Here is a 26967-nt window from a genome sequence, read left to right on the forward strand (position 1 = left end):
GACTAAGCGGATGAGAGGGCCGCTGTCCGCAGCACGGAAAAGATCGCCTTCCGGCCCGGCGCGATCCGGCCATGGCTGCCGGAGAGGCCGAGATAGGCCGCCGGCGCAGTGCTCGCCATCGCGAGCGCCTCGGCCAGGGTCGCGCCGCCATGGCGATGCGCGTTGAGGATCGCGGCGTTCATGTCGAGATGGGCTCCGGCCAACCGGCCCTCGGCATTGACCAGGCGCCCTTCGCTGACGCGAATCGTCTCACCGAACAATTCGAAGGCATCGCGCGGCGAGCCGATCGTCGCCATGGCGTCGGTGACCAGCATCATCCGCTGTGGGCCGATAGCGCGGAAGGCTGCCTGGAAAGAGGGCCAGGCGACATGGTGGCCATCGGCAATGATGCCGGCGGCGAGTCCGAGATCGGACATCGCCGCGCCCACCACGCCGGGCTCGCGCGAGCCGAGCTGCGACATGGCGTTGAACAGATGCGTGACGCCGGAGAGCCCTTCGGCGCGAGCCCGCGCCATCTCCGCGGCAGTGGCGTTGCTATGGCCGGCACAGACCCTGACGCCACGATCGACCAGCGCGCGAATGAAGCCTTCCGGCACACGTTCCGGCGCGAGCGTCACCAGCGTCACGCCGGCAGGCCCGAGCGATGCGAGCAGATCGATATCGGAGGGTTCCGGTCGCAGCAGATTGGCGAGCGGATGAGCGCCGTTGCGCTCAGGATTGATGAAGGGGCCTTCGAGATGCACGCCGAGGACGCCCGGCACGCCCTGCGCAATCGCCTCCCGCGCCGCAGCGATCGCCCGGGCGATATCGGCGCGGCTGGCGCTGATCAGCGTCGGCAGCAGGAAGCGGGTGCCGAAGCGGGCATGGGCTGCGCAGATCGCGGCGACGCCCTCGACTGTCAGGCTGTCGTTCAGCATCACGCCGCCGCCGCCATTGACCTGGATATCGATGAAGCCCGGCGACAGCACGGCGTCATCGGGCAGGTCCTCGACCGCACAATCGGGTGCGGCATCGGCCGGAAGGATCGCACTGACGATGCCGTCCTCGGCGACGACGATCCGATCGCTCAGGATCTGCGCGCCATCGAACAGGTGCCTGGCGCGCCAGGCTTGCCGGGCTACCGCCATCACAGCGTCTCCGTGACCTTCAGCAGTCCGGGCGGGCGATCAACGTCGCGGCCGAGGCGGGCCGCCTCCGCTTCAAGCGCGCGATACACCGGTACCAGCAGCGCGATGGCATCGAGCGCCGGTTCGCCTGGGCTGAGGCCGGGCAGGTTCGGCTGCGCTCCGGAGCCCGAGAAGACCGGGCTGCCCTGCCGGCCGAGCGTCGCCAAGGCATCCTCGATACTGTCGGAAACCTCGCCGCCGGCATTGAGCCCAAGGATCGGATGCTCTCCACGGATCGCCGCCTTCGGACCATGCAGGACCTCGGCCGCGCTATAGGCGAGCACCGGCACGCCCAATACTTCCGCCGCCTTGAGGGCCGCCTCGCGGGCCGGACCCAGGCTGAGCCCGCGCCCGATCACGAAGCCGGCAGGCGCGGATGACAGGCGCTGCGCCCAGGGCGCCCAGTCGAGGGCGAGCGCCTGCGCCAGCCGCTCGGGCGCAGCTTCTGCAGCAGCGGTGAGAACCTTGTCCTCGGCAAGGGCGCCGACCAGCAGCAGGCCGGCCAGCATGGTGTTCACCACCGTCTTGGTCGCGGCAACAGCAAGTTCGGGCCCGGCGGCGATCGGGATGACATGGCGGCAGGCGCGCGCTGCGGGCGAGGACGCGTCGTTGACGATGGCGATGGTCTGCGCCCCGGCCGCGGTCGCCTGCTCGGCAGCAGTGACCAGATCCGGGCTGCGACCGGATTGCGAGATCAGGATGTAGAGCGCCTCGCCGAGGCGGGGGTTAGCACCGTAGCGCGTCACGACCGAGGGAGCGGCCGGGGCCGCGCTCAGGCCGAGGCGGGTTTCGATCAGGTAGCGCAGATAGGTGCCGGCATGGCCGGAGCTGCCGCGGCCGCTGACCACCGCATGGCTGATGCGCCGCATGTCGAGCGCCGCCGCGACCTGCGCGATCGCGTCCCGCCCGTCCTGCAGCAGGCGAGCGGCGGCCTGCGGGATCTCCGCCACCTCGGCCGACATCAGCGACATCGTTCGGTCGGAATGGCTCATGATTGCGGCCCCATGGCTTCACCCTTGAGGGTCGCGACAAAATCATAGCGGTCTCCGCGATAGGCGGAGACCGTGAACTCGATCGGCTTGCCGTTGGCGAGGAACGCGCGGCGCTCGATCCTGAGCAGGGCGCTGCCGGCCGGCACGCCGAGATGCCGGGCTTCCTCGGCCGTGGCGAGGCCGGCATGGATGCGCTGCACGCCATGGGCCGGAACGGCGCCGCGCTGCGCGAGCGCGGCATAGAGCGACATCTCGACCAGATCGGGCGAGGGCAGGATGCTCGCGGGCACGACCGCGCATTCGATCGCCAGCGGCTCGCCATCCGCGGTCCTGACGCGCGTCAGCCGCACCACGCCGTCGCCCGGGCCGAGCCCGAGCGCCATCGATTCCTGCGGCTTCGGCCGCGTCAGCTCGCGTGAGAGCCAGACCGACCCGGGCCGGCCGCCGCGATTCTCGATATCGGTCGAAAAGCTCGCCAGAACCGAGAGTGGTTGCTCGATGCGCGAGGCCACGAAGGTACCCGAGCCGTGGCGGCGCGACAGGGCGCCGCTGCGGATGAGCTCGTCGATGGCATTGCGTACGGTGACCCGCGCATAACCGGTGAGCTGAGCCAGGTCGCGCTCCGAGGGCACGGCATCGCCCGGCTGGAAGACATCGCTCTCGATCAGCCGCGCCAACGCGCCGGCAAGCCTCAGATAGCGCGGCGTCGGGTCGTCGCCGGCAAGCGCCTGCAGGATCGCCTGCTGCTTGGCCGGCATGGCCTCGGTCGCAGCATCCGTCGCGGCCTCGCGCGGACGCCGCGAGCCACGTCCGGGAGAGGCCTCGCTCACGGCGCCGCCTTGGATGCGGTCGGGGCCTTATCCGCCGCCCCGGAACCAAGCTCGACGAGAGCGTGCCGCAGATTGCCGCGATGATGGCCGAGCAGGGTTTCGGCGAGGGCGGCATCGGCACCGCTGGCCAGCAGCACCGCGCGCTTGACGTCGCCACGGGCGCGGTCCAGATGCCGGGCCGCCGCCTCCATGCCGCAGCCGGTGATCATGTCGACCATCTCGGCCGCGCGATGCCTGAGCTTGGCGTTGGTGGCCCGCATATGGACCATCAAGCCGCGATAGACGCGGCCCAGCCGGATCATCAGCAGGGTCGAGAACAGGTTGAGCACGATCTTCTGCGCGGTGCCCGCCTTCATCCGTGTCGAGCCCGCGACGACCTCCTCGCCAGTCTCGATGAGGATGCCGAGATCGGCGGTGCGCAGCAGGGCCGAGCCCCGGTTGTTGGCGACGCCGAGCGTCAGCGCGCCGCGGGCCTTGGCTTCGCCGATCGCTGCGAGCGTGTAAGGCGTGCGCCCGCTGGCGGCGAGCCCGATGACGACATCGTTCGGGCCGATCCCGGCCCGGCGCATCGCCTCCGTGCCATCATCGACGGAATCCTCGGCATTCTCGACCGCATGCAGGATCGCCTCGTCGCCGCCGGCGATGGCGAAACCCAGGCGCTCCTCCGGCCAGTCGAAGGTCGGGGTCAGCTCGGCGCCGTCCTGGACGCCGATGCGCCCGGAGGTGCCGGCTCCCGCATAGATCAGCCGCCCGCCGGCCTCGAGCCGCGGCACGGCGGCGGCGACCGCCTCCGCGATCGCCGGCAGGGAGGTCGCGATCGCGGCGACCGCCGCGAGCTGGCCCTCGTAGAGCGCCTTCAGGATATCGAGATCGCCCCAGGCATCGAGATCCTGAAAGCGTGCGCTGACATCTTCCGTCGCCATGAACTGCCTCTTGTGACCAGACCAAATTAAGTCCACTTTAGCCCAGTAGCAAGCCGGAAGCGGACAGGGAAGCCATGACGCCGCCAGAACCGCAGATTTCCCTTCCCGCGCGCGCCGCCCGCCTGACCACCGCCGTCCCGCCCTTCCTGCTCGGCCTCACCGGCATCGCCCTGCTCACAGTGATGGACGGCGTCGTGAAGGAGCTTTCGCCGCGCTACAGCGCCCTGCACCTCACCTTCCTGCGCTTCGCGGTGACCGCCGTGATGGGCGCCCTGCTCTTCCTCGCCCTGCGCGCACCATTGCCGGACCGCGGCGTCATCACCGGCAACCTGTTGCGCGGCGTCCTGGTCGCGCTGTCGACGCTCGGTTTCTTCTACGGGCTCGCCGCGCTGCCGTTGGCGGAGGTCTTCATCATCTCCTTCATCGCGCCGCTGCTGGTCGCGCTGATCGCGATCCCGCTGCTCGGCGAGCGGCCGAAACCGCTGGTCTATCTGGCGCTGGCGCTCGGCTTCGCCGGCGTCATCGTCACGGCCGGCGGTGTCAGCTTCGCGACGATTGCGCCGGAGCGGGCGCTCGGAATCGCCGCCGTGCTCGGCTGTGCCGTGGCCTATGCGCTCTCCATCGTGCTGCTGCGCCAGCGAGCCAAGCGCGGTGATCCTCCCCTGACGATCGCGCTGTTCCAGTCGGCGATCCCGGCGGCCATCCTTGCCCTTCCGGCGGCGCTGTTCTGGGCGCCGATCGCGTCAGCCGATTGGCCTGCCTTCATCCTGATCGGCGCGCTGGGCCTTGCCGGCCATGTCGCGCTGGCGCTGGCCTTCGCCCGCGGCGAGGCGAGCCGCCTGGTCGCGGTCGAATATACCGGGCTGATCTGGGCGATCCTGATCGGCCTTGTCTTCTTCGCGGAGATGCCGACGCCGCAGGCCATGCTCGGCGCCGCGCTGATCATCGGAGCCTGCTGGCTGCTCCGGCGTTAGGTACCGACGTCGATCGAAGCCGTTGCAAGCCGCCCTTGTCATTCCGGGGCGCGCCACAGGCGCGAACCCGGAACCCACGACCGGATGAAACTTTCAGGCTTGGTTGTGAAGGGCTCACCCAGTCGTGGGTTCCGGGTTCTTCGCTACGCGAAGCCCCGGAATGACAAAAGGGGCTCGAAACGCTTCAGAACCGTTGCCCTGTCTAGCCCGGCAGGTTCAATCGCCCACCGGTCAGCGGCTTCGGCACGCCGGTCGTGCCCGGCAGGCTGAGGGCCAAGCCCTTCACCGAGCGGATCGCGAGATAGCCGAAGGTCTGCGCCTCGATGACGTCGCCGGCCCAACCAGCGGCCTCGACCGGTTCGACGGGCACGCCAAGGCGCTCGTGCAGCCGACGCATGAAATGGCCGTTGAGACGCCCGCCGCCGGTGACGAGCCAGCGCCGCGGCACCTTCGGCACATGCCGGAGCGCATCGACCACGCTCTCCACGGTGAAGGCGGCCAGCGTCGCCGCACCATCGGCATCGGAGAGCGCTTCGACCACCTGGGCGCGGCGGTGGAAATCGTTGCGGTCCAGCGACTTGGGCGCCGGCCGGTCGAAATAGGGATTGACCATGAAGTCGGCGACGAGGTCCTCGCGGACCGTGCCGCTCGCCGCCAGCGTGCCGTCGGCGTCATAGGTCTTGCCGAGGCGGCGCAGGACGAAATCGTCGAGGATCGCGCTGGCCGGGCCGGTATCGAAGGCGATCACCTCATCGCCGTCGATATAGGTGACATTGCCGACGCCGCCGAGGTTGAGCACCATGACCGGCTGCTCCAGCCCCTGAGCCAGCGCGCGATGATAGAGCGGCGCGAAGGGCGCGCCTTCGCCGCCGGCCTCGACATCGGCATGGCGGAAGCGGTCGACGGTCGGGATGCCGAGCGCCTGCGCCACCGCCGGCCCGTCGATGAGCTGCCGGGTGAAGCGGATTTCGGGGCGGTGATAGACGGTCTGGCCGTGCAGACCGACGAGATCGACGCTCTCGGGCTTGATGCCCTGCTCGGTCATGAAGCGCTTGACCGCGTCGAGATGGGCCGCGGTCACGGCGGCTTCGAGCTCGACCAGCGGCTCGGTCACCGCACGCTCGGCCTCGGCGACCAGCGCCTGCAACTGGCGGCGGGTTTCGGGGGGATAGGGATAGCCGGCGCCGGCGCCGAAGCTGAGCTTCTCGCGCCCGTCGCTCTCGACGATCGAGACGTCGATCGCATCCATCGAGGTGCCGCTGATCACGCCGATCGCGGTCAACATGGGCTTGTCGAGGTCACGCATCGTCATTTCGCCCCTGTAAACCCTCGGAGTCGCTGCTTCGAGGCTTGCACCGGCTCTAGGCGATCGGTTAAGCGTTGTCCAGATTGGTCCGCAAGTGGTCCATATGCGATAAGCTTCGCACGAGCGTCGGAACAGGCGCCGTCGTCACATCAGGAGGGGTTGTCATGCTTCGTGTCGTGAAACAGGGTTCCGGGCTGCGCCGCACCTTGCGCTGCAGTGTCGCCGCGGTCGCCTTCGCGCTGCTCACGGGCGCCGCTTCCGCCCAGACGCTGGAGGTTGCCGTCGAGGCGTCGCCCGCCGGCCTCGACCCGCATATCGTCACGGCTTTCGCCTCGTCCCAGATCGTGCTCGGCCCGATCTATGAGGGCCTCACCGCGCTCGACAAGAACCTCAACATCATCCCGGGGCTGGCCCAGTCCTGGACCGCTTCGGCCGACGGCAAGACGGTGACCTTCAAGCTCCGCCCCGGCGTCACCTTCCATGACGGCAAGCCGATGGAGGCGGAGGACGTCGCCTCGTCGCTGCGCCGCGTGCTGTCGAAGGATGTCGGCTCGCCGCTCGCCAGCCGCCTCTCCGCCATGGAGAGCGCGACCGCCGTCGACGCGACGACGCTGGAGCTGAAGCTCAAGGAGCCGTCGGCGCCGCTGCTCGCCTCGCTCACCGGCATCGCCATCGTGCCGCGCGGCCTCGAGGGCAACAAGGATGCGCTGCAGCGCGCGCCCATGGGCACCGGTCCATTCAAGTTCGAGGAATGGCAGCCGAACGGCTTCATCCGCCTCGCCAAGCATGCCGGCTACTGGAATGCCGCAGAGGTCAAGCTCGCCGGGGTGAAGTTCAACTTCGTGCCGGAAGCGGCGACCCGTCAGGTCGGCATCGGCAACGGCCAGTTCGCCCTACTGCCGCATATCGATGCGGCGACTGCGCTCCAGCTCAAGGGCAAGCCGAACATCGCGATGCAGGAGACGACGGAGCTCGCCTACACGCTGATCGGCATGAACACGTCCAAGCCCCCCTTCGACAACGTGAAGGTGCGCGAGGCGCTGAACTACGCGCTGAACCGCAAGGAGATCATCGATGCCGCGCTGTTCGGCAGCGGCACGCCGGCGGCCCCGCTCCCGGCCGTGCTGAAGGACTGGGCGGTCGATGTGAAGGACCTGCCCTGCTACGCCTATGACCCGGCCAAGGCCCAGGCACTGCTCAAGGAGGCCGGCGTCGCGACGCCGGTTACGGTCAGCATGACGGTGCTGCCGCGCCAGGACATCCGCGACATCGCTCAGGTGGTGCAGCAGCAGCTCGGCAAGGCCGGCTTCAAGGTCGAGCTGAAGAACCCCGAGCTCGGCCAGTTCGTGCAGGACTGGCGCAACTCAAATTTCGACCTCTTCGCCTCGACCAATGCCGGCAGCATCGAGCCTGACGATTATTTCTACCGCGCCTTCCGCACCGGCGGCTCGACCAACGTCTTCAAATACAGCAACCCGGAGCTCGACACACTGCTCGACAAGGGTCGCGCGACGCTGGACAAGCCGGCGCGCCAGGCCGCCTATCGCGACGCGCAGAAGATCCTGGGCTGCACGGGGCCGGCGGCGCATATCGCCTATCCCACGCTGTTCAGCGCGGTGCGCAGCAACCTGCAGGGCTATGACATCTACGCCAACCGCTCGCTGGTCTCGCTCGGCCGCGCCAGCCTGCGCTGACCTGACAAAGGCCGAGGCATGCTCCGTCACCTGCTGCAGCGCAGCCTCGACCTCCTGATCGTGCTGTTCGGGATCTCCGTGATCGTCTTCCTGATGATCCGGCTGATCCCGGGCGACGCGGTGGCGATCATGCTCGGCGCCAATAACGAGGTGACGCCCGAGCGCATCGCCGCGATGCGCGGCGAACTCGGGCTCGACCGGCCCTTGCTGGAGCAATACTGGGTCTGGCTCAGCCATGCCGTGCGCGGCGATTTCGGCACCTCGATCTGGACCGGTCGCCCGGTGATGCAGGAGATTGCCACCCAGATTTGGCCGACGCTCCAGCTCACCCTGTTCTCGCTCGTGCTCGGCGCCGGGCTTGCGATCCCCGTCGGCTGCCTGATGGCGCATTGGCGCGGCGGGCGGGCCGATCTTGTGCTGCGCGTCGGCGCCATCGCCGGGCTCACCATCCCGTCCTTCTGGCTCGGCATCGTCATGCTGATGACGGTTGCGACGCTGGCGCCGAGCTTCGCCTCGCTCGGCTACGTGCCGTTCAGCCAGGACCCGCTCGGCAATCTCCAGCGCCTGCTGCTGCCAGCGATCGCGCTGGCGCTGCCGATCCTGGCCAATCTGTCGCGGCTGGTGCGCACGGCGATGCTCGATGCGCTCGGCCAGGACTATATCCGCACCGCCCGCGCCAAGGGGCTGGGCGAACGGGCGGTGCTCTACCGGCATGCCCTGCGCAACGCGCTGATCCCCTTTATCACCAGCGTCGGCATCATGACCGGCTATCTGCTCGGCGGCGCGATCGTGGTCGAGCAGGTCTTCTCGATTCCCGGCCTCGGCCGGCTGATCCTCGGCGCCATCGCCGAGCGCAACTATCCGCTGGTCCAGGCCACGATCCTCGTCGTCACCGTCGGCTTCGTGCTGGTCAACGCCCTCGTCGATTTCACCTATGCGCTGGTCGACCCTCGGCTCAGGACCGCGTCATGAGCCAGAGCCGCCGCATCGCCATCGTCGCCGGCATCTTCGTCGTCCTGCAGATCGTGTTCGCGCTCGGTGCGCCGCTGATCGCGCCCTATGACCCGTTGGCGCAGGACATCGTCGCCCGGATGAAGGGGCCGAGCGTGGCGCATTGGCTCGGCACCGACCATCTCGGCCGCGATATCCTCTCGCGCATCCTCTACGGCTACCGCACGGCGCTGATCGCCTGCGGCATCGCGGTCGGGCTCGCGCTGGCGATCGGCGGCAGCCTCGGCCTGCTCGCCGCCTTCTATCGCGGCTGGTGCGACCGCATCGTCATGCGGGCGATGGACATCCTCTTCGCCTTCCCGGTGATGCTGCTGGCGATCGGCATCATCGCCATGCTCGGCCCGCGCACCGAAAGCGCCGCGATCGCCATCGCCGTGGTCTATGTGCCGATCTTCGCGCGCCTGATCCGGGGACCGGCCATGGTGCTGGTCGAGAGCGATTTCGTCGCCGGCATCCGCTCGATCGGCGCGACCGACCTGCGGATCATGCTGCGCCATATCCTGCCCAATCTCGCCTCGGTCATCCTGGTGCAGAGCTCGCTCCTGCTTTCGGCCGCGATCCTGGTCGAGGCCTCGCTCTCCTTCCTCGGGCTCGGCACCCAGCCGCCGACGCCCTCGCTCGGCCTGATGCTGGCGGAGGGCCGCAATTTTGTGCTGCTCTCGCCCTGGAACGCGATCTTCGCCGGGCTCGGCATCCTCCTGCTCTCGCTCGGCTTCAACCTGCTCGGCGACGCCCTGCGCGACGAGCTCGATCCGCGGCTCCGGGGCCAATCATGATCATCCGCAGGGCGGTCGCGGCCGATATCGCGCCGGCCGCCGCCCTGATGGCGCAAGCCTATGCCACACATTTCCGGCTGATCATGGGCGATGCCGCGCTCGACTTCGACCAGGCGCATTTTGCTGAACGCTTTGCCCGTGAGCTGGCCGAACTGACCGTCCTCGATGCGGACGGCATACGCGGCGTGCTGCTGGTCAAGGACGGGCATATCGCCATGCTCTTCGCCGCTGAGACCGGTCAAGGCCACGGCGCCGCATTGCTCGCCCATGCCGAGGCGCACGGCGCCCGATCGCTCGAAGTGTTCGCAGCGAATGAAGGCGCGCGGCGTTTCTATGAGCGGGCCGGCTGGCAGGTCGCTGGTGACTACGAACGTGAGTTCGCCGGAGCGCGGCATCGCTTCCTGCGCTATGAGAAGCCGATGATCCCGGCACGGAGACAGGGCTGATGGATAAACTCCTGATCCGCGGCGGCCAGAGGCTGTCCGGCACGGTCGAGATTCGCGGTGCCAAGAACGCTGCGCTGCCGGCCTTCGCGGCAGCCCTGCTCTCGGACAAGCCGCTGACCCTGCGCAACCTGCCGGATGTCGTCGACGTCAAGACGATGCAGACTTTGCTCGAAGGCTATGGCGTCGCCTTTTCGGGACGGGCCGCCGATGCCCTGACGCTCGATGCCGCCAGGGCCGGGCCGCGCGAGACAAGCTACGACACCGTCCGCAAGATGCGCGCCACCGTTCTGGTGCTCGGGCCGCTGATCGCGCGTTTCGGCGAGGCGCGTGTCTCGCTGCCGGGCGGTTGCGCCATCGGTGCGCGTCCGGTCGACCTGCATATCAAGGCTCTGGAAGCACTCGGCGCCGAGATCAATGTGGCCGGCGGCTATATCGAGGCGAAGGCGCCGCGAGGCCTGACCGGCGCGCGGATCGTCTTCCCGTTCTCCTCGGTCGGCGCGACCGAGACCGCGCTGCTGGCGGCGAGCCTTAGCCGGGGCGAGACCGAGATCGTCAACGCCGCCAAGGAGCCGGAGGTGCTCGACCTCGCGCGCTGTCTCTCCGCGATGGGCGTCAGGATCGAGGGCATCGGCAGCCACCGCCTGCTGGTGCAGGGCGCGCAGAATCTCTCGCCCGCGACCCATGAGATCGTCGCAGACCGGATCGAGGCCGGCACCTATGCGGTCGCCGCCGCGATCACCGGCGGCGAGCTGGAACTGGTCGGCGCGCGGCTCGAGCATCTCGCCGCTGTCGGCGAGGCGCTTGAGGCAGCCGGCGTCCGGCTCTGGCCGAGCGACCGCGGTCTGATGGTGACGCGCCCCGGCCGGCTCACCGGCATCGACATCATGACCCAGGCCTATCCCGGCTTCTCGACCGATCTCCAGGCACAGTTCATGGCGCTGATGAGCGTAGCGGACGGCACCTCGCTGATCCGCGAGACGGTGTTCGAGAACCGCTTCATGCATGTGCCGGAACTTGTTCGGCTCGGGGCGGACATCACCCTGAAGGGCACGAGCGCGACCGTGCGCGGCGTCACCAAGCTGAAGGCCGCCCCCGTGATGGCGACCGACCTGCGCGCTTCCGTCAGCCTCGTGTTGGCCGGGCTCGTCGCCGAGGGCGAGACCGTGGTCAGCCGCATATACCATCTCGACCGTGGCTATGAGGCGCTCGACCGCAAGCTCAAGCGTTGCGGCGCCGATATCGAGCGGGTTCCGGCATGAGCGCGCCAGCCGATCTCTATCTCGGGGTCGATGGCGGCGGCACCGGCTGCCGCTGCCGCCTCGAAACCGCAGCCGGCGAGGTGCTGGGCTCCGGCATCGCCGGCCCGGCCTCGCTCCGGCTCGGTCTCGAAGCCTCGCTCGCCGCCGTGATGCAGGCAGCGCGTGGCGCCATCGCAGAGGCTGGTTTGAGCGAGGCCGATTTCGCGCGGGTCCATGCCGGCATCTGCCTCGCCGGCATCGGGCGCAAGGGCATGCAGGAGGCGCTCGCCGCCTGGCAGACACCCTTCGCGGAAACGGTCTTCGAGAGCGACGGCCTGGCCGCCTGCCTCGGCGCGCATGCCGGCGAGGATGGCGGCATCGTCATCATCGGCACCGGCTCGATCGGGCTCGCCCGGGTGAACGGCGAGGAAGTCCGGATCGGCGGCTACGGCTTTCCAATCGGCGACGAGGGCAGTGGCGCCGATCTCGGCCTTGCGGCAATTCGCGTCTCGCTGCGCGCCCATGACGGACGCGAGCCGGCGACGCGCTTCACGGGGGATGTGCTGGCACGCTTCGAGGCCGATCCCTTCGAGGTCATCGCCTGGATGGACAAGGCCCATGCCACCGATTACGCGACGCTGGCGCCGCTGGTGCTGCGCCATGCCGATCTCGGCGATTCCCATGCCCGCATGATCATGCAGAACGCCGCCGCGATGATCGACGCGATGGTGCGCACGCTGTTCGAGCGCGGCGTGCCGCGCGTGGCCCTGATCGGCGGCCTGTCCTCGGCGATGGAAGCCTGGCTCGCGCCTGATGTCCGGCGGCGGCTGTCGCATGTGAAGAGCGACGCGATCGCCGGGGCACTCTCGCTAGTCCGGCCGAAGACTTAAGGGGCAGCGCCGGCCGCTTCGGGGACGATATCACGCCAGCCGTGATGCAGGGCCCGACTCTCCCTATCGAAGGCGAAATAGCAGCCGCCGCCGGCGATCGGCTGGCCGTGCCGGCGCGAGATCGGCTCGCCCTTGAGATCGCTGAGCAGCAATGTGCCGACACCGCCATGGGCGAAGATCACGAGATCGCCCGTGCCGCTTCGCGCCGCGATGCAAGCTGCGACGCCGGCCTTGATCCGCGCCTGCGCATCCCGCGCCGTCTCCCAGCCGAGAATGCTGGTATCCGGCTCTCCGAAGAACTGGTCGACGATCTCCCAGAAGCGGGGCGGCGCGACATAGCCGGTGGCCGAGCGATCGTTCTCGCGCAGGTCCTCGCGCGTCGCGAAGGGCAGGCCACGGGCGCGCTGCAAAGCCTCGGCGCAATCCATCGCCTTGCGCTCGTCGCTGGTAAACACGTCGGTCACACCAGCCAGCTCGGGCCGCTGACAGAAGGCCTCGATGCGCGTCCAGCCAACGGTTGACAGCCCCCAATCCGGCACCGGGACCTGCGGATCGACGATGACTTCGGGATGGGTGACGAAATTGACGGTCGCCATGCTGCTCCTGGGCGGTTTGGACAATGGCTGGATACTTATTGGGAGCCACCCTTGTCATTCCGGGGCGCGCCGCAGGCGCGAACCCGGAACCCACGGCTGGTGAGACATTCAATGCCCGGCTCTCGATGGCTCGCCCAGTCGTGGGTTCCGGGTTCTTCGCTGCGCGAAGCCCCGGAATGACAATAAGGGGCTTCTAAACAGCTGTGATCACCTGTCAGCGTTACCTAGATCCCCTTCTCACCCGGTCGAGAAAGCTCGCAAGCCAGACCTGCCGCGCAGCCGGGCACATCGACTTGCGTCGCATCCAATGTGACCGGCAGCGTCACGAGCGCCCGGAAGCGCTGAGCGATCAGCGGTGAGAGCGTCGCGGCGCGGCCGCAGAGAGCGACCGGTTTAGCCCCGACGCGCATCTTCAACGCGAGTGCGAGCCTTGCCAATTCCCCGCCGGCTTGCGTGAATATCTCGGCAGCCACGCCATCGCCCATCTCCGCCGCCACAGCGACGGCGCGTGCCAACAGGCCGAGGCTTCCGCGATCACCGCCATAGACATGGGTGCGCACGGCGTCCCAGGAGGGCTCGCCCAGTGCCTGCGCCAATGAACGGCCGAGCGCGCTGTCCCAGCCGGAGCCGGGGGCTTCGTCCTCGCGACGCAGCAACCGGCGCAAGGCCTCTGCCGCGATCCAGGCAGCAGAACCACCATCGTCGAGCAGTATGCCGCGGCCGCCGGCGCGGATGATATCTCCATCGGCGCTGAGGTGGTAGCCGATCGAGCCCGTGCCGGAATAGACGATGATGCCTTCGCCCGGTTGGAAGCGGGCGCGATAGCCCAACCACATGTCGTCGACGACTAGGATTTTCGCTTCGGAGCAGCCGAAGGCCGACCCCAGCATGGTGGAAAAGACGGCCCTGACGACGCTCTCCGGCCCAAGGCCGGTGACGCCGGCGACGATCGCCGCCGGATGGCCGATGTTGTCCACTTCGCTCGCCAATCGCGCGAAAATGCCTGAGACCCTGTCGCGTTCGGTCTGCGTAAAGACATGACCAGTCATCGGTTCCATCTCGCCGCGCGCCAGAATCATGCCCGAGGGAGCGGACAGGCACCAGCGCGAGCCGGTGCCGCCCGTCTCGATGCCGAGGCCGAGGCTGGCGTCAGGCGCCGGCATGGCGGGCAAAGCGGCGGGTGATCTCGCGGGGGTTGGTGATCGCCGTGCCGACGACGACAGAATGCGCGCCCGCCGCGAAGGCAGTCTCCAGCTGCTCCGGTTGTTCGAAGCGTCCTTCGGCGACGATCGGGACGGAAACCGCCCTGGCCAGAGCCTCGATCAGTGCGATATCGGGGCCGAGCGCCTTCCGTGCTTCCGTCTCGGGCGTATAGCCGGAGAGCGTCGTCGCAATGTAGCTCGCGCCGAGCGCCGCGGCCCGCACGCCATCCTCCAGCGTCGCGCAATCCGCGAAGATCGGCTTGCCCAGCTCGTTGCGGATACGCCCGATCAGCCGCTCCAGCGGTTCACCGTCACGCGGCCTCGCGGTCGCGTCGAGCGCGATGATGTCGGCGCCGGCCGCGGCAATCGCTTCGGCACTGGCGAAATCCGGGGTGATGTAGACCGGGAAGCGGTCGTCCCAGCGCTTGAGGATGCCGATGATCGGCAGGCGGCTGACAGCACGGATGGCGGCGATGTCGGCCGGGCCGTTGGCGCGCAGGGCCAGCGCCCCACCTTGCTCCGCCGCCAGCGCCATCGCCGCCATAAAGGCGGGGCCGTGCAAGGGATTGTCGGCCCGCGCCTGGCAGGAGACGGCGAGGCTGCGAGGTGGGATCAGGGGCTGGGTCGTCACTTCACCGCACCGGCGGTCATGCCGCGGATGAACTGGCGGGACATCAGGATGTAGACGATCGTCAGCGGCAGTGCCGCGATGGTGAGGCCGGCGAAGAGCATGCCCCAGTCGGTGGTGTACTCGCCCATGAAGACCGAGAGGCCCTGCGGCAGGGTCTTGCGGGCATCGGTCTGGATGAAGACCAGCGGGAAGAAGAAGTCGTTCCAGGTCGGGACCGCGTTCTGGATCGCGGCGATCACCATTGGCGGGATCGAGAGCGGCAGCATGATCGAGAGCATGATGCGCGGCTCTGAGGCGCCGTCGATGCGCGCGGCCTCTTCCAACTCGACCGGCAGCGTGCGCAGGAAGCCGGTCATGATGAAGATCGTCGAGGGCAGGCCCATCGCCGTGTAGATCAGGATCAGGCCGAGGCGGGTATCGAGCAGTCCGAAATCGCGCATCTGCAGGAAGAGCGGGATCACCGCGAGCTTCAGCGGCAGCATCAGCCCGGCCAGGAAGAACATGAAGATCGCCGAATTGCCGGGGAAGCTGTAGCGCGCCAGGCCGTAGGCCCCCATGGTGCCGAAGAGCAGCGTCAGCAGGATCGATGTCCCGGTGATGATGACCGAGTTGACGAAATAGCTGGGCAGGCTGGTCTCGCCCCAGATGCGCTTGAAATTTTCGACATAGGCGAAATCCGGCACCGCGAAGGGCGCATCGAAGATCTCGGGCGTCGTCTTGAAGGCCGAGAAGACCATGATGACGATCGGGTAAAGCATCAGCACGGAATTGCCGATCAGGAGCGCGGCCGCGATCAGGCTGCCGGCGCTGCTGCGCGGAAAGAGCGGGTCGTTGCTGGCGGCACGGAACATCACAGCGCGACCTCCCGCCGGCGCAGATACTGGGTGATGACCGTGGCGACAACCGCGATGAACATGAACATCAGCACGGCCAGCGCATTGCCATGCCCGAAATCCTGCAGGCCGGCGGTCTGGTTGCCGAAGGCGGTGCGGTAGAAATACAGGCCGAGCACGTCGGTCGAGCCATAGGGCGAGCCGTCAAGCCCCGCCATGATGTAGGGCAGCTCGAACCAGTTGAAGGCGCCGATGAAGAGCAGCGTCAGCGTGATCGTGGTCGAGGGCGTCACCAGCGGCCAGACCACGCGGGTCAGCATCTGCCAGCCATTGCAGCCGTCGAGCTTGGCGGCCTCGAGGATCTCGCGCGGGATGCGCTGCATGCCGGCGAGATAGACCAGCGCCGGAAAGCCGATCCAGTGCCAGGCATTGGCCAGCACCAGCGCCGGCAGCGCCGTCGTCTCCTGGCCGAGCCAGGGCTGGCGCAGTTGGCCCAGCCCGATCATCTCGAGCAGCTGGTTCACCAGCCCGAAATTCGGGTCGAGGAACAGCTTCCACAGGAAGCCGACCAGCACGGTCGACAGGATCACCGGCATGAAGATCGCGATGCGGTGGAAGCGGAAGCCGAAAGGCTCGCGATAGATGAACCAGGCGAGCAGGAAGCCGACGCTGTTCTGCACCACGAACAGCGCGAAGAAGACGAAGAGGTTGTGGCGGAAGGCGCGCCAGGTCAGCGCCGCGAAATGATCGCCGAACAGCACGTCGGCGAAGTTCTTCAGGCCGACGAACTCGCCCTGCGCCATGCCGTCCCAGCGATAGAAGGCCGCGCTCAAGGCCGATAGCAGCGGCCAGACCACGAAGGTGAGCATGATCGCGAGCGGCGGCAGGATAAGGAAGGCGATCCAGGCCGCGCGCCGGCGCTTCTCGCGGTTTCGGTAATCCGTCTGCATCGACTTCGGTCCTCGGGATGCGCCGGGGAGGCGAGCGGCGGCTGCACGGAGCCAGCACTCACGGCCGCGGGCGGCCGTGAGTGTCAGGCGAGCGCCGCCGCTGTCGCGCTTACTTCTTGAAGGGCGCGTAGTAGGTCGCGATGCCCTTGGTGATTTCGGCGCCGATCTCGGCCGGCGTCGCCTTGCCGGCGAGCATCTTCTGCACGCCCGATTGCAGCAGCACCGAGCCGGTCGGCTCCTGATAGCGGAAATTGACCAGCATGATGTAGGACATCGCGCTCTGGTTCAGCGTCGCGACCTCCTTGAGCAGCGGGTTCTCGAAGGCGACGCCCTTGATCGGCGAGATGTTTTGCAGCTCGTTGGAGAACATTGTGCCGAATTCCGGCGTGCCGACAAAGCGCAGGAACTTCAGGGCCGCTTCGCGCTTCTTGGACGCCGCGTTGATGGCATAGCCGCCGTCATAGTAGAGCGCGACCAGCCGCGGATCGCCGGCCTTGGCCACGGGCGAGGGGAAGAGGCCGAGCTGCAGCTTGGGGTTCTGGCGCAGGAAATTGGCGATCTCGAAGGAGCCGCCGGCAAACATCGCGGCCCGGCCGGCAGCGAAGAGCTGCTGCGAGGCCGCATAATCGACGCCCGAGAAGTTCGGCGCGAAGTAATCCTTGATCTCGTTGAGCTTGGTCAGCGCGCCGACGAAGCGGGCATCGGTGAAATCGGCCTTGCCGGCCAGCACGTCCTGCTCGAACTGCGCGCCGATCTGCGAGGACAGCAGCGCACCGACGATGGTCTCGTTCTGCCAGGCCGTCGCCGTGCCGTTGCCGAAGGGATTGATGCCCTTCTCCTTCAGCGTCTTGGAGACGCCGACGAGCTCGTCCCAGGTGTTCGGCGGCTTCACACCGGCCTTCTCGAACAATTCCTTGTTGTAGATGATCAGCATGGTCTGCGATGCCAGCGGCACGGCATAGAGCTTGCCGTCGGCCCGCATCGTTTCGGCCGCGATCGCCGAAGCCGGGAAGTTCGCGAATTCCGGCACCATCGTCTTGTCAAGCGGCACGAGGTAGTCGGGCTTGCCGACGCCGAGCGTGCCATAGGCGCGCACCTGCACGACATCCGGGCCGGTGCCGCCAGCCAGGGCGGTGGAAAGGACGGTATTGTAGTTCGCCGCCTCGAAGGCTTCGAACTTCACGTTGATGTCGGGGTGGTGTTTGCGGAAGGCGGCGATCAGCTTGGCATAGGCCGCCTTGTCCTCCTGACGCCAGCTCCACACCGTGATGTCTTCCGCCTGCGCCTGTACCGGCGCTGCGAAGGCGGTCGCGGCGGCGAACAGCGTCAGCGCCAACTTTCCAAATGTCCGCCTGACGATGGATTTGCTCTGGATTCCGGCCAACATTGTCACTCTCCCTGGTTGTTCTCGTCGTCTTATGACGGTTTTTCGATATGGTTGTCGCGTAGTCCCGGCGTCACCAGCAGCGCGGTGGCATCGTCATGGATCTTGACGCGCCTGTAACGCTCCGCCTTCGGGTCCGCGCTTTCGAGCCGGCGCAGCTCGGCAATGGCGCCTGCCGTGCCGACGCGCGCGACGGCATCCATCAGCCCGGCCTCGTCGTGATGCGCGATGACATCGACGAGACGCATGAAGCCGTCGGACGCGAGCAGCACGATCGCCCCCGGTGAGATCTCGGCCGAGAACAGGCGCAACCCCGCCTGCCAGCCCAATCCGGGGTTGATCGCCCAGTAGCCGCCCTGCCGGTTGAGCGAGCGCCGGTTGCGCAGGATCTGCGCCAAAGCCGCCGAGGAAATCACCTCGCCGGGGCGGTGTCCGTCCGCGGTCGCCGCCGCGATGGTCCGGGCCTCGAACGGGTTGCTCGACGGGTCGGTCCAGTGTTCGATCCGGTCGCCATCCTGGATCAGGATCGAAACGTCGCCGATCACCGCACCCTCGATGCGGCAGGCATCCCCGTGGCGCCGCAGGCGGATGAGGCCGAGCACGGCTGAAGGCCCCTCGCCCGCCCCGCGCTCTGGATGCCCTTCACCCAATGCCGCATAATCCTGCTGAAGCTGCCGCTCGAGTCCTGCAGCCCAGGCCGCGAAGGACAGGTCTTCAGGCGGATTCGCCCGCAGAACCGCATCGATCCGCCGGACGAGCCAGGCCCCTTCCGATTCTTCGGTGGTCCGGGCAGCGCCGGAGAAGAACGCCGAGCCGTCGACGATCCAGGCGCAGGAGCCGGCGGCGCCGGAGATGTCTTCGTTATGGGCGGCGCTGCCCTTCTCGCTGGCCTGCGAGATCACGCGCCAACCCTGCCCGGCTTCACCGGCACCCGGCGCGGAGCGGTCGATCGACACTGAAACGAACCCGTCGCCTTGCACCGTTCCGGACGCTCCCATTGCCGTGGCTGACATGAGCCGCGATCACTATATAGACCAATATAGAACCAGTTTCACCGACACAAGTCGGAATCTGGTGCTGACCGAGATGCCGAAGAAGCGCCACAAGCCGACTTCACGGAGGACTACTTTTCAAGGGGCAGGCCATTTCCGCGCGCTCCACTTTCGCGAGCCCGGCGTCAATCTGTTCGAGATCGCCACCGACGGTCCGGGCTTCGCGGCCGATGAGCCGCCGGAGACGCCCAGCGAGCGACTGGCGCTGCCCCCTTCCTCGTGGGACGGCATGCGTAGATCGAAGCCAATCTCAAGCCGCTTGCCCAGCGCGCCAGCGAGCTTTGTCCAGCCCGCGTGCGCGTGAGCACCAGCGATCACGCTCGCCGGCCTTGCCGGTTGTCGCCGCTATCTCATCTCCTGATCGAGACGCGCATAATCGGCAGCCAGAAAGTCGAGCAACGCGCGCACCGAGGGCAGCAATCCTCGGCGCGACGGGAATACGGCGTGGATGATGCCGGCCCGCGGTGTCCAGTCCGGCAGGACCTCCACGAGCCGCCCGGCCCTGATGTCGTCGCTGACCACCATGGTCGGCATCTGGACGACGCCGATTCCCTCCAGCGCGGCATGGCGCAGCGCGACCATGTCCTCCGTGACGAAACGGGGCTGATGGCGAATGGCGGCTTCGGCATCGCCCGGCCCCTTGAGCCGCCACTCGTGGCTCTGGTGCGGGCCTCCCCATGACAGGCTCGGCAACGCGCCGACATCGGCCGGAGCCAGCGGACGGGTGCACCCTTCCAATACGCGTGGCGCTGCGACGAGCCGCTGCGCGCTTTCAGCCAGCACCTTCATCACGAGTTCGCTCTCATCCAGCGGCGGAAAGCGCACCCTGATCGCAATGTCGAAGCCTTCGCGGATCACGTCGACGCGTCGGTTTGTGCTCTCCAGTTGCACCTCGACCTTCGGGCAAGCAGCAAGGAAGCGGGCGATCATCGCACCGACCTGGAAATAGAGCACCGCCGAAGGACAGGCCACACGCACGACCCCCTGGGGCACGGCGCGAGTACGATCGATCGCCTCCTGCGCCGCATCGGCCTCGACCAGCATCGCCACGCAGTGGCGGTAGTATTCATGGCCGATCTCGGTCACGGCGAAGCGCCGGGTCGAGCGCTGCACCAGCCGCACGCCCAGCCTCTCCTCGAGCAGCGCCAGCCGTCGGCTCAGCCGCGAACGCGGCATACCGAGGACGCGGGCGGCGGCCGCGAAGCCCTGATGCTCCACGATCTGGGCAAAGAAATACAGATCGTTGAGGTCCCGCATGGCCGTCATTGTCTCATCCTCAGGACAGTGCGTCGCGAAACTGACGCCTACTGCCTGTTTCGTCCCGACCATAATCTCCTCACCAACACGGCGCCATTGGGGCGCTCATGAGGAGACAGGCCATGAGGAAGGTTCGCGGAATCTTCGGAAGCGCCGGCACCGATTGGGTCGGCGACGGCTTCCCGGTGCGCTCGATCGTTTCGCCCGCAGCATTGGGGGCCGCGTCGATCAGCCCGTTCCTGCTGCTCGACTACGCCGGGCCGGCTGAATTTTCGCCAGCGGAACGTCCCCGCGGCGTCGGAACGCACCCCCATCGCGGCTTCGAGACCGTCACCATCGTCTACCAGGGCGAGGTCGCCCATCACGACTCTTCAGGCGGCGGCGGCGTCATCGGCCCGGGCGACGTGCAGTGGATGACGGCCGCCTCGGGCATCCTGCACGAGGAGTTTCACTCGGAAACCTTCACCCGCACGGGCGGCACGCTCGAGATGGTGCAGCTCTGGGTCAACCTGCCGGCGAAGGACAAGAACGCGCCGGCCGGCTACCAGACTCTGCTCGACAAGGACATCCCGACCGTCGCACTCCCCGATGACGCCGGCACGCTGCGGGTCATCGCCGGCGATTACGAAGGCCATGCCGGCCCGGCCCGGACCTTCACCCCGATCGACATCTGGGACATCCGCCTGAACCGCGGCGGCACGACCGCCCTTACGCTGCCCGGGGGCAGCATGCTCGGCATCGTCGTGCTGCGCGGCCATGTCCTGATCAACGGCGCCGACAAGGCTCGCGAGGCCCAGTTCGCCCTGCTTGATCGCGAAGGCGGCGGCGTGACGATCGAGGCCGAGACCGACGCGACGCTGCTGGTCCTCAGCGGCGAGCCAATCGACGAACCGGTCGCGATGCACGGCCCCTTCGTCATGAACACCCGCGAGGAGATCCGCCAGGCCATGGCCGATTTCCAGAGCGGCCGCTTCGGCACGATTCCCACGAGCACGATTCCGGCCTGAGAGCCGGCACCGGCGCCGTCCGCCGCCGCGATGCCGGACATCTCATCCCATGGAGGAAGACATATGACCAAGCCCTATACCCGCCTCGACAAGGACAAGGCCGCCGTCCTGCTCGTCGACCACCAGACCGGCCTGCTGTCGCTGGTGCGCGACATCGACCCCGACAAATTCAAGAACAACGTCCTGGCGCTGGCCGACCTTGCCAAATACTTCAAGCTGCCGACGATCCTGACGACCAGCTTCGAGGATGGCCCGAACGGCCCGCTCGTGCCCGAACTCAAGCAGACCTTCCCGGACGCGCCCTTCATCCCGCGCCCCGGCCAGATCAACGCCTGGGACAACGAGGACTTCGTCAAGGCCGTGACGGCGACCGGGCGCAAGCAGCTCATCATCGCCGGCGTCGTCACCGAGGTCTGCGTCGCCTTCCCGGCGCTGGCCGCGATCGAGGCAGGCTTCGAGGTCTTCGTCGTCACCGATGCCTCCGGCACCTTCAACGAAATCACCCGTCACTCCGCCTGGCAGCGGATGTCGAATGCCGGAGCGCAGTTGATGACCTGGTTCGGCGTCGCCTGCGAACTGCACCGCGACTGGCGCAACGATGTCGAGGGATTGGGTGCACTCTTCTCGAACCACATCCCCGACTACCGCAATCTGATCACCAGCTACGCCACCGTCTCGGCGAAGAAGGCCTGAGCCTTGGGTGGAGCGCAGCGCGAACATCTCTGCGCTCCACCCTCCCCTTCAATCAAACACCAGGAAACCTGCCATGACGGCCCCCGCGAATTTCAACGGCCAGCGTCCGATCCGCACGGCGAGATCATAATCGCCGGAAACGAGATCCAGGATCCGGTCATCGAGATGGATCGCGAATTCGAGACCGGGAGCAGCCTGGCGAACCCGGATGTCCTGCTCGTCATGGTCCATACGGTGATCGTCGAAGAACTTCGCATCGACCTTCAGGCCTTGCCTCAAGGCCAGGCTGTGGCCAACGTCTGCAGTGTATAGCTAGATTGGCTATTCTGCCGGCTCGGCACCTTACGCCGGCACCTCGTCGCCTCCCGCCTGGAGACCCGATGTTCACGCTCTTCTACGCTCCCGGCGCCTGCTCGCTGGCTCCGCATGTCGTCCTTGAATGGATCGGCGAGCCCTATGAAGCCAAGCGGGTCAGGTATCAGTCGGCCGAGCTGCTCGCCGTCAATCCCGCGGGCTCGGTCCCTGTCCTGCAGCGCGCGGATGGCTGGACGCTGACTCAGGCCGGCGCGATCCTGCACTTCCTGGCGCGTCGCTATCCTCAGGCCCGGCTCGGCGGCGAGGACACGCTCGAAGGCCAGGCCGAGCTCGACCGCTGGTCGTCCTTCTTTACCGGCGACCTGCATCCTTCCTTCTACCCGCTCTTCATGCCCGACCGGTACACCACCGCGACCGATCCCGCCGCGCTGGAAGCAACCCGGGAAGCCGGCCGCAATCTGGTGCGCAAGCGTCTCGCCCTGCTCGACGCACATCTGGCGGATCGCGCCTTCATTCTCGGCGAGCGGCGCAGCATCATCGACGCCTATGCCTTCCCCATGTTGCGCTGGGCCATCGCCAAATTGCCGGAAGGCCTGCGCGATGCTCCGCGCGTCGCGGGCCTGCATGACCGGCTTGCGGCGGATGCAGATGTCCGCAAGGCGCTGGCGGAGGAAGGCCTGTCGTGACCAGCGGCCTGCATCACGTCACCCTGATCACCCGCAAGGTGCAGACGAATGTCGACTTCTATGTCGGCCTCCTCGGCCTGCGCCTGGTCAAGCGCACGGGCGGCTACGAGGACGCCCGCCAGCTCCATCTCTTCTACGGCGACGCGCAAGGCTCGCCCGGTTCGCTCGTCACCTTCCTGATCTGGGAAGACGGTTCGCCCGGGCGCGCCGGCCACGGCCAGGTCAGCGAGATCGCCTTCGCCGTCGCTCCCACGGCGATCGGCTTCTGGCTGGAGCGCGCCTTGCGCTTCGGCATGGCCGCGGAGGGACCGCAACAGGAGTTCGGCGAAACCGTCCTGCGCCTGCGCGACCCCGACGGCTTCATCGTGAAACTGGTCGCTACTCCCTTGTCCGGCGAAGGCTGGACCTCCGACGGTATCCCGCCGGAGCACCGAATCCATCGCCTGCGTGGGGTGACGCTGCTCTCGGCGACGCAGGAAGAGACCGTGCACTTCCTGGCCACCCATGCGGGCTTTGCCCGTCAAGCCCGCGAAGGCGGCGTCGAGCGCCTGCGTTCGGAAGCCGGCGACTGCCTCGACATCCGTGATGCCGGCGGCTTCTGGCCCGGTATTCCCGGCACAGGCACCGCCGACCATGTCGCGGTCCGGGCTCCCGACGCCGCCCGGCTGTCAGGCATCGAGCGCGAGCTCTCGAAGCTCAATTCCAGCGCGACGGCCTTGCACGACCGGCAGTACTTCATCTCGCTCTATGTGCGAGAACCGGGCGGCACCTTGATCGAATTCGCCACGGACGGCCCCGGCTTCACCGTCGACGAGCCTGTCGAAACGTTGGGCACGCAGCTCTTCGTCCCGCCCGATGCACAGGGCGAAGCCGACGACATCCGGGTCGTCCTGCCGCAATTCGCCCTTCCCGGCGATGAGCGGGTGATCTATCGCGACCTGCCCTTCGTGCATCGCTTCCACCAGCCAGCCGACGCCGACGGCAGCGTGATCGTGCTGCTTCACGGCAGCGGCGGCAACGAAACCGATCTGATGCCGCTCGCTCACCGCGTCGCCCCTCGGGCCACGCTGCTCGGTCTGCGCGGTCGCAGTACGGAGGAAGGCACGGCGCGCTGGTTCCGGCGCCGCTCCGAACGTGCCTTCGACCAGGACGATATCCGCTTCGAGGCCGGAGCTCTCGCAGCCTTCATGGAGGAGGCGCGGACAGCCTATGGCCTCGCACCGGAGCGCACCGTCTTCCTCGGCTATTCGAATGGCGCCAACCTGCTCGCGGCAGCCCTGCAACTTCATCCCGAGCTTGTGCAGCGCGCTATGCTCCTGCGTCCGGCAGCGGTGCTGGAAGCGCCACCGGCGGCGGCGCTCACCGGCGTCTCACTGCTGCTGCTGGTTGGCGCCGAAGACCCCTATCGCGATCTGGCCGTGCCCCTCGAAACCGCGTTGCGCCAAGCCGGCGCGGATGTCGAGGCGCAGGTCATCCCGGCCGGGCACGCGCTCACCGAGCAGGACCGCGATCTGGCTGCGAACTGGCTCTCGCGCCACTCGCCCTGACGGGCGGCTTCTCAGCCCCCGGCAGTAAAGGCAGCGAAACCGGCGATGAACTGGGCGAGGCGCTGGCGGGTGGTCTCATCCGTCAGATTGCCCTCGGCATCGAAGACGCTCTGCGCCCGCGACACCATCAAGCGCCCCTCGAACCATGGCCGGGTTCCGAGGGTACGTAGCACCGGCAACCACGCATCCTGCGCCAGGATCGTGCCGAAGCCACCGGGAGAAGCGCCGAGCACTGCGACCGGCTTGCCGCCAAACAGCGGCCCGATGTCGGAAGCCGGCCGCGTCAGCCAGTCGATCGCGTTCTTGAACACGCCCGGCAGCGAATTGTTGTACTCGGGCGTGAACAGCAGCAGGCCATCCGCCTCGGCAAGCTGCTGCTTCAGCGCCTGCACCGCCGGCAGTATTCCCTGTTCTCGTTCGTCATCGCCATTGTAGAGCGGGATTCCCGTAATGCTGCCCGCCAGTAACGCCACGCCATCCGGAGCCAGCTCAGTCGCAGCCCGCAGCAGGCCGGAGTTGAACGACGCCTTCCGCAGGCTGCCCGAAATTCCAAGAAGACGTGTCATAACCGCTCCTTCGCGCCCGACAGCCCGACCGATAAGCGGCGCGCCAAAACCGATGCTGACGCATCTCCCCGGCTGTGGCTACCATGGGCAGGATCGATTTGCCCGGAAGGCCGCACGAGAACGGTACGCGGCTGCCATCGAAGAAAAGGATCCCAGGGATGTCCGAGGCTGCGATTGCCAACCGCCTCGACCGCTCGGTCGATGACACGATCGATCACACCCTTGGCCCCGAACGCGCGCAGATCACGCTGGTCGAATATGGCAGCTATGCCTGCCCCTATTGCCGCGCAGCCAATGAACGCATCGTCGAAGTCCGCGACCAGCTCGGTGAGCGCCTGCGCTACGTCTTCCGCCATCGGCCCTTGACCGGCAGCGACATCGCGTTGCGCGCCGCGGCCCTCGTCGAGCGCGCAGTGACCGCGGAGCAATTCTGGGATGCCCATGTCAAGCTGATGACGCGCTCGCAGGTGCTGACCGAGGAGGATCTCGAGGCGGTCGCCCGCGATCTCGGCCTCGCCGATCTCGACCCCGCACACAGCGCCGAAGCGGCGGAGCGGGCCTCCGCGCGTGTCGAGGCCGACATCGCCAGCTCCCATGCCAGCGGCGTGCGCTTCACGCCGACCTTCTTCATCAATGAGCGGCGCTATGACGGCCCCTGGGACGAGAGTTCCTTCCTCGATGCGATGCTGGGAACGCTGGGCCACCGCTTCCGGGCCGCCGCCCTCGATTTCGCCAGTTGGGGCCCTTCAGCCGGTATCCTGCTCCTGCTTGCAACGATCCTCGCCATCGCACTGACTAATTCCCCGCTAGGGCCTGGCTTCGACGCGTTCTGGCATCGCGAGCTGGCGCTGTCCTTCGGCGATGCCCGCTTCGGGATGTCGCTACAGCACTGGGTCAATGACGGCCTGTTGACGATCTTCTTCCTGGTGGTCGGACTGGAGATCAAGCGCGAGTTCACCGTCGGCCACCTGGCCGGCCGGCGCTCGGCGGCGCTGCCAATTGCAGGCGCGATCGGCGGCATGGTGGTGCCGGCGGCGCTCTACATATTCGTCCTCCCCGGCGGCCCCTGGTCCCATGGCTGGGGCGTGCCGATGGCGACCGACACCGCTTTCGCCATCGCCATCATCGTGATGATGGGCTCGCGGGTGCCGATCGAGCTGCGCATCTTCCTCACCGCCGCCGCCATCGTCGACGATATCGGCGCGATCATCGTGGTGGCGCTGTTCTATTCGAGCAAGCTTCAGCTTGGCTATCTGCTGGCCGCGCTGGTCCTGACCGGCGGGCTTGCAGCCCTCAATCGCTCCCATATCTATCGCGTCGGTCCCTATGCGCTGATCGGCATCGCACTATGGGTCTGCGTCTATGCCGGGGGCTTGCATGCGACGCTGGCTGGCGTCGTGCTGGCGCTGTTCATCCCGACGCGTCCACCGGCCAATCTCGGCGCACTCACCGCCCAGGCCAACTCGATCATGCTGGCGGAAGCGGCCCATGGCGCCGAGGTCCTGCGGAATGGGCCCTCGACCTCGGCACTGCACGCGCTCGACGCGATCCACGATCGCCTGGAATCACCGGCTGACCGCCTGCTGCGTCATGCCGGCGCCCGCTCAAGCTATCTGGTGCTGCCACTCTTCGCCCTCGCCAATGCCGGCGTCGTCATCGCACCCGGTGTCCTCGAAGGACGAGGCATGCTGCTGCTCGCGATCGTGGCCGGGCTGGTGCTCGGCAAGCCGCTCGGCATGCTCGGCGCCACGGCTCTGGCGGTCCGTCTCGGCATTGCGATCAAGCCGGCAGAGTATTCCTGGCTGCAACTCGCCGGCGCGAGCGCGCTCGCCGGCATCGGCTTCACCATGTCGCTCTTCATCGCCGGACAAGCCTTTGCCGACCCCGGCGACTTCGCCGCCGCCAAGATCGCGGTCTTTGCCGCCTCGATCGGCGCCGCCCTGCTGGGAGCGGCGATGCTCTGGAGAGCCGCACCGCAGCTCGATGCCAATCAGTAGGTGAC

The 26967-nt window shown here is 67.6% G+C and carries 27 protein-coding genes and 1 pseudogene; 13 read left to right on the plus strand and 15 right to left on the minus strand.

Annotated elements, in window-relative coordinates:
- Positions 1-2 precede the first annotated feature (2 nt).
- The 4 genes from nagA to ACODTJ_RS09345 are packed head-to-tail and all read right to left on the minus strand — an operon-like array spanning position 3 to position 3911.
- The gene (gene nagA, locus ACODTJ_RS09330; protein ID WP_454655347.1) at positions 3-1127 is read right to left on the minus strand and encodes an N-acetylglucosamine-6-phosphate deacetylase; all 1125 of its coding nucleotides are present in this window, start codon (positions 1125-1127) and stop codon (positions 3-5) included.
- On the minus strand, positions 1127-2158 hold the full coding sequence (locus tag ACODTJ_RS09335; protein WP_454655345.1) for an SIS domain-containing protein: 1032 nt from the start codon (positions 2156-2158) through the stop codon (positions 1127-1129). Before ACODTJ_RS09335 ends, nagA begins: the two co-directional genes overlap by 1 nt.
- Complete coding sequence (locus ACODTJ_RS09340) at positions 2155-2988, minus strand: GntR family transcriptional regulator (protein ID WP_454655343.1); 834 nt, start codon at positions 2986-2988, stop codon at positions 2155-2157. The genes ACODTJ_RS09335 and ACODTJ_RS09340 overlap by 4 nt, the downstream gene beginning before the upstream one ends.
- Positions 2985-3911: an N-acetylmuramic acid 6-phosphate etherase gene (locus ACODTJ_RS09345; protein ID WP_454655341.1), complete on the minus strand. Its 927-nt coding sequence runs from the start codon at positions 3909-3911 to the stop codon at positions 2985-2987. Before ACODTJ_RS09345 ends, ACODTJ_RS09340 begins: the two co-directional genes overlap by 4 nt.
- Before the next feature lie 74 nt (positions 3912-3985).
- Here ACODTJ_RS09345 and ACODTJ_RS09350 point away from each other — a divergent pair, with 74 nt between their 5' ends.
- On the plus strand, positions 3986-4885 hold the full coding sequence (locus ACODTJ_RS09350; RefSeq protein ID WP_454655339.1) for a DMT family transporter: 900 nt from the start codon (positions 3986-3988) through the stop codon (positions 4883-4885).
- Between the two features lie 202 nt (positions 4886-5087).
- On the opposite strand, the gene ACODTJ_RS09355 is transcribed toward ACODTJ_RS09350, so the two are convergent.
- The gene (locus ACODTJ_RS09355) at positions 5088-6197 is read right to left on the minus strand and encodes an anhydro-N-acetylmuramic acid kinase (RefSeq protein WP_488848259.1); all 1110 of its coding nucleotides are present in this window, start codon (positions 6195-6197) and stop codon (positions 5088-5090) included.
- Between the two features lie 158 nt (positions 6198-6355).
- Here ACODTJ_RS09355 and ACODTJ_RS09360 point away from each other — a divergent pair, with 158 nt between their 5' ends.
- Genes ACODTJ_RS09360 through ACODTJ_RS09385 form a run of 6 tightly spaced genes read left to right on the plus strand, consistent with a single transcriptional unit; the run spans position 6356 to position 12246 of the window.
- Positions 6356-7885: an ABC transporter substrate-binding protein gene (locus ACODTJ_RS09360; protein ID WP_454655335.1), complete on the plus strand. Its 1530-nt coding sequence runs from the start codon at positions 6356-6358 to the stop codon at positions 7883-7885.
- Positions 7886-7903: 18 nt separating this feature from the next.
- The gene (locus tag ACODTJ_RS09365; RefSeq protein WP_488848261.1) at positions 7904-8857 is read left to right on the plus strand and encodes an ABC transporter permease; all 954 of its coding nucleotides are present in this window, start codon (positions 7904-7906) and stop codon (positions 8855-8857) included.
- Complete coding sequence (locus ACODTJ_RS09370; protein WP_454655331.1) at positions 8854-9672, plus strand: ABC transporter permease; 819 nt, start codon at positions 8854-8856, stop codon at positions 9670-9672. The genes ACODTJ_RS09365 and ACODTJ_RS09370 overlap by 4 nt, the downstream gene beginning before the upstream one ends.
- Positions 9669-10118 (plus strand): GNAT family N-acetyltransferase, encoded by a 450-nt coding sequence (locus tag ACODTJ_RS09375; RefSeq protein WP_488848263.1) that lies wholly within the window; start codon positions 9669-9671, stop codon positions 10116-10118. The genes ACODTJ_RS09370 and ACODTJ_RS09375 overlap by 4 nt, the downstream gene beginning before the upstream one ends.
- On the plus strand, positions 10118-11377 hold the full coding sequence (murA, locus tag ACODTJ_RS09380) for a UDP-N-acetylglucosamine 1-carboxyvinyltransferase (protein ID WP_488848264.1): 1260 nt from the start codon (positions 10118-10120) through the stop codon (positions 11375-11377). Before ACODTJ_RS09375 ends, murA begins: the two co-directional genes overlap by 1 nt.
- Positions 11374-12246: a glucosamine kinase nucleotide-binding domain-containing protein gene (locus tag ACODTJ_RS09385; protein WP_454655327.1), complete on the plus strand. Its 873-nt coding sequence runs from the start codon at positions 11374-11376 to the stop codon at positions 12244-12246. Before murA ends, ACODTJ_RS09385 begins: the two co-directional genes overlap by 4 nt.
- On the opposite strand, the gene ACODTJ_RS09390 is transcribed toward ACODTJ_RS09385, so the two are convergent.
- From ACODTJ_RS09390 to ACODTJ_RS09420, 7 genes are all read right to left on the minus strand, one after another.
- Complete coding sequence (locus ACODTJ_RS09390; protein ID WP_454655325.1) at positions 12243-12842, minus strand: histidine phosphatase family protein; 600 nt, start codon at positions 12840-12842, stop codon at positions 12243-12245. The two genes, ACODTJ_RS09385 and ACODTJ_RS09390, sit on opposite strands and share 4 nt — an antisense overlap.
- Before the next feature lie 224 nt (positions 12843-13066).
- Positions 13067-14005 carry an N-acetylglucosamine kinase gene (locus ACODTJ_RS09395; protein WP_454655323.1) on the minus strand — a complete coding sequence of 313 codons (939 nt, stop codon included), beginning with the start codon at positions 14003-14005 and terminating at the stop codon, positions 13067-13069.
- Positions 13992-14675 (minus strand): N-acetylmannosamine-6-phosphate 2-epimerase, encoded by a 684-nt coding sequence (locus ACODTJ_RS09400; protein ID WP_454655321.1) that lies wholly within the window; start codon positions 14673-14675, stop codon positions 13992-13994. Before ACODTJ_RS09400 ends, ACODTJ_RS09395 begins: the two co-directional genes overlap by 14 nt.
- A complete protein-coding gene (locus ACODTJ_RS09405) occupies positions 14672-15526 on the minus strand; it encodes a carbohydrate ABC transporter permease (protein ID WP_454655319.1) in 855 nt (284 codons plus the stop codon). Before ACODTJ_RS09405 ends, ACODTJ_RS09400 begins: the two co-directional genes overlap by 4 nt.
- Positions 15526-16458 (minus strand): carbohydrate ABC transporter permease, encoded by a 933-nt coding sequence (locus ACODTJ_RS09410; RefSeq protein WP_454655317.1) that lies wholly within the window; start codon positions 16456-16458, stop codon positions 15526-15528. Before ACODTJ_RS09410 ends, ACODTJ_RS09405 begins: the two co-directional genes overlap by 1 nt.
- Positions 16459-16567: 109 nt before the next feature.
- Positions 16568-17845, minus strand: a complete 1278-nt coding sequence (locus ACODTJ_RS09415) for an extracellular solute-binding protein (protein ID WP_454655315.1) — start codon at positions 17843-17845, stop codon at positions 16568-16570.
- 29 nt (positions 17846-17874) lie between these two features.
- Complete coding sequence (locus tag ACODTJ_RS09420; RefSeq protein ID WP_454655314.1) at positions 17875-18798, minus strand: hypothetical protein; 924 nt, start codon at positions 18796-18798, stop codon at positions 17875-17877.
- A gap of 187 nt (positions 18799-18985) precedes the next feature.
- On the opposite strand from ACODTJ_RS09420, the pseudogene ACODTJ_RS09425 reads away from it, so the two are divergent.
- Positions 18986-19108: pseudogene (locus ACODTJ_RS09425) on the plus strand (ring-cleaving dioxygenase); the annotation flags it as partial.
- A gap of 131 nt (positions 19109-19239) precedes the next feature.
- Here the strand turns inward: ACODTJ_RS09425 and ACODTJ_RS09430 are convergent.
- A complete protein-coding gene (locus ACODTJ_RS09430; RefSeq protein ID WP_454658941.1) occupies positions 19240-20151 on the minus strand; it encodes a LysR family transcriptional regulator in 912 nt (303 codons plus the stop codon).
- A 122-nt stretch (positions 20152-20273) separates the two neighbouring features.
- On the opposite strand from ACODTJ_RS09430, the gene ACODTJ_RS09435 reads away from it, so the two are divergent.
- Complete coding sequence (locus ACODTJ_RS09435) at positions 20274-21158, plus strand: pirin family protein (RefSeq protein WP_454655313.1); 885 nt, start codon at positions 20274-20276, stop codon at positions 21156-21158.
- A 63-nt stretch (positions 21159-21221) separates the two neighbouring features.
- Complete coding sequence (gene ycaC, locus ACODTJ_RS09440; RefSeq protein ID WP_454655312.1) at positions 21222-21851, plus strand: isochorismate family cysteine hydrolase YcaC; 630 nt, start codon at positions 21222-21224, stop codon at positions 21849-21851.
- A 48-nt stretch (positions 21852-21899) separates the two neighbouring features.
- On the opposite strand, the gene ACODTJ_RS09445 is transcribed toward ycaC, so the two are convergent.
- Positions 21900-22130, minus strand: coding sequence for a hypothetical protein (locus ACODTJ_RS09445; protein WP_454655310.1), 231 nt, complete (start codon positions 22128-22130; stop codon positions 21900-21902).
- Positions 22131-22231: 101 nt separating this feature from the next.
- Here ACODTJ_RS09445 and ACODTJ_RS09450 point away from each other — a divergent pair, with 101 nt between their 5' ends.
- Positions 22232-22852, plus strand: coding sequence for a glutathione S-transferase family protein (locus ACODTJ_RS09450; RefSeq protein ID WP_454655309.1), 621 nt, complete (start codon positions 22232-22234; stop codon positions 22850-22852).
- A complete protein-coding gene (locus ACODTJ_RS09455; protein ID WP_454655308.1) occupies positions 22849-24399 on the plus strand; it encodes a VOC family protein in 1551 nt (516 codons plus the stop codon). Before ACODTJ_RS09450 ends, ACODTJ_RS09455 begins: the two co-directional genes overlap by 4 nt.
- Before the next feature lie 11 nt (positions 24400-24410).
- Here ACODTJ_RS09455 and ACODTJ_RS09460 read toward each other — a convergent pair whose 3' ends face one another.
- The gene (locus tag ACODTJ_RS09460) at positions 24411-24965 is read right to left on the minus strand and encodes an NADPH-dependent FMN reductase (protein ID WP_454655306.1); all 555 of its coding nucleotides are present in this window, start codon (positions 24963-24965) and stop codon (positions 24411-24413) included.
- 158 nt (positions 24966-25123) lie between these two features.
- Here ACODTJ_RS09460 and nhaA point away from each other — a divergent pair, with 158 nt between their 5' ends.
- Complete coding sequence (gene nhaA / locus ACODTJ_RS09465) at positions 25124-26962, plus strand: Na+/H+ antiporter NhaA (RefSeq protein WP_454655304.1); 1839 nt, start codon at positions 25124-25126, stop codon at positions 26960-26962.
- Positions 26963-26967: the final 5 nt, after the last annotated feature.

The organism is Allobosea sp. FG18 (assembly GCF_057809495.1).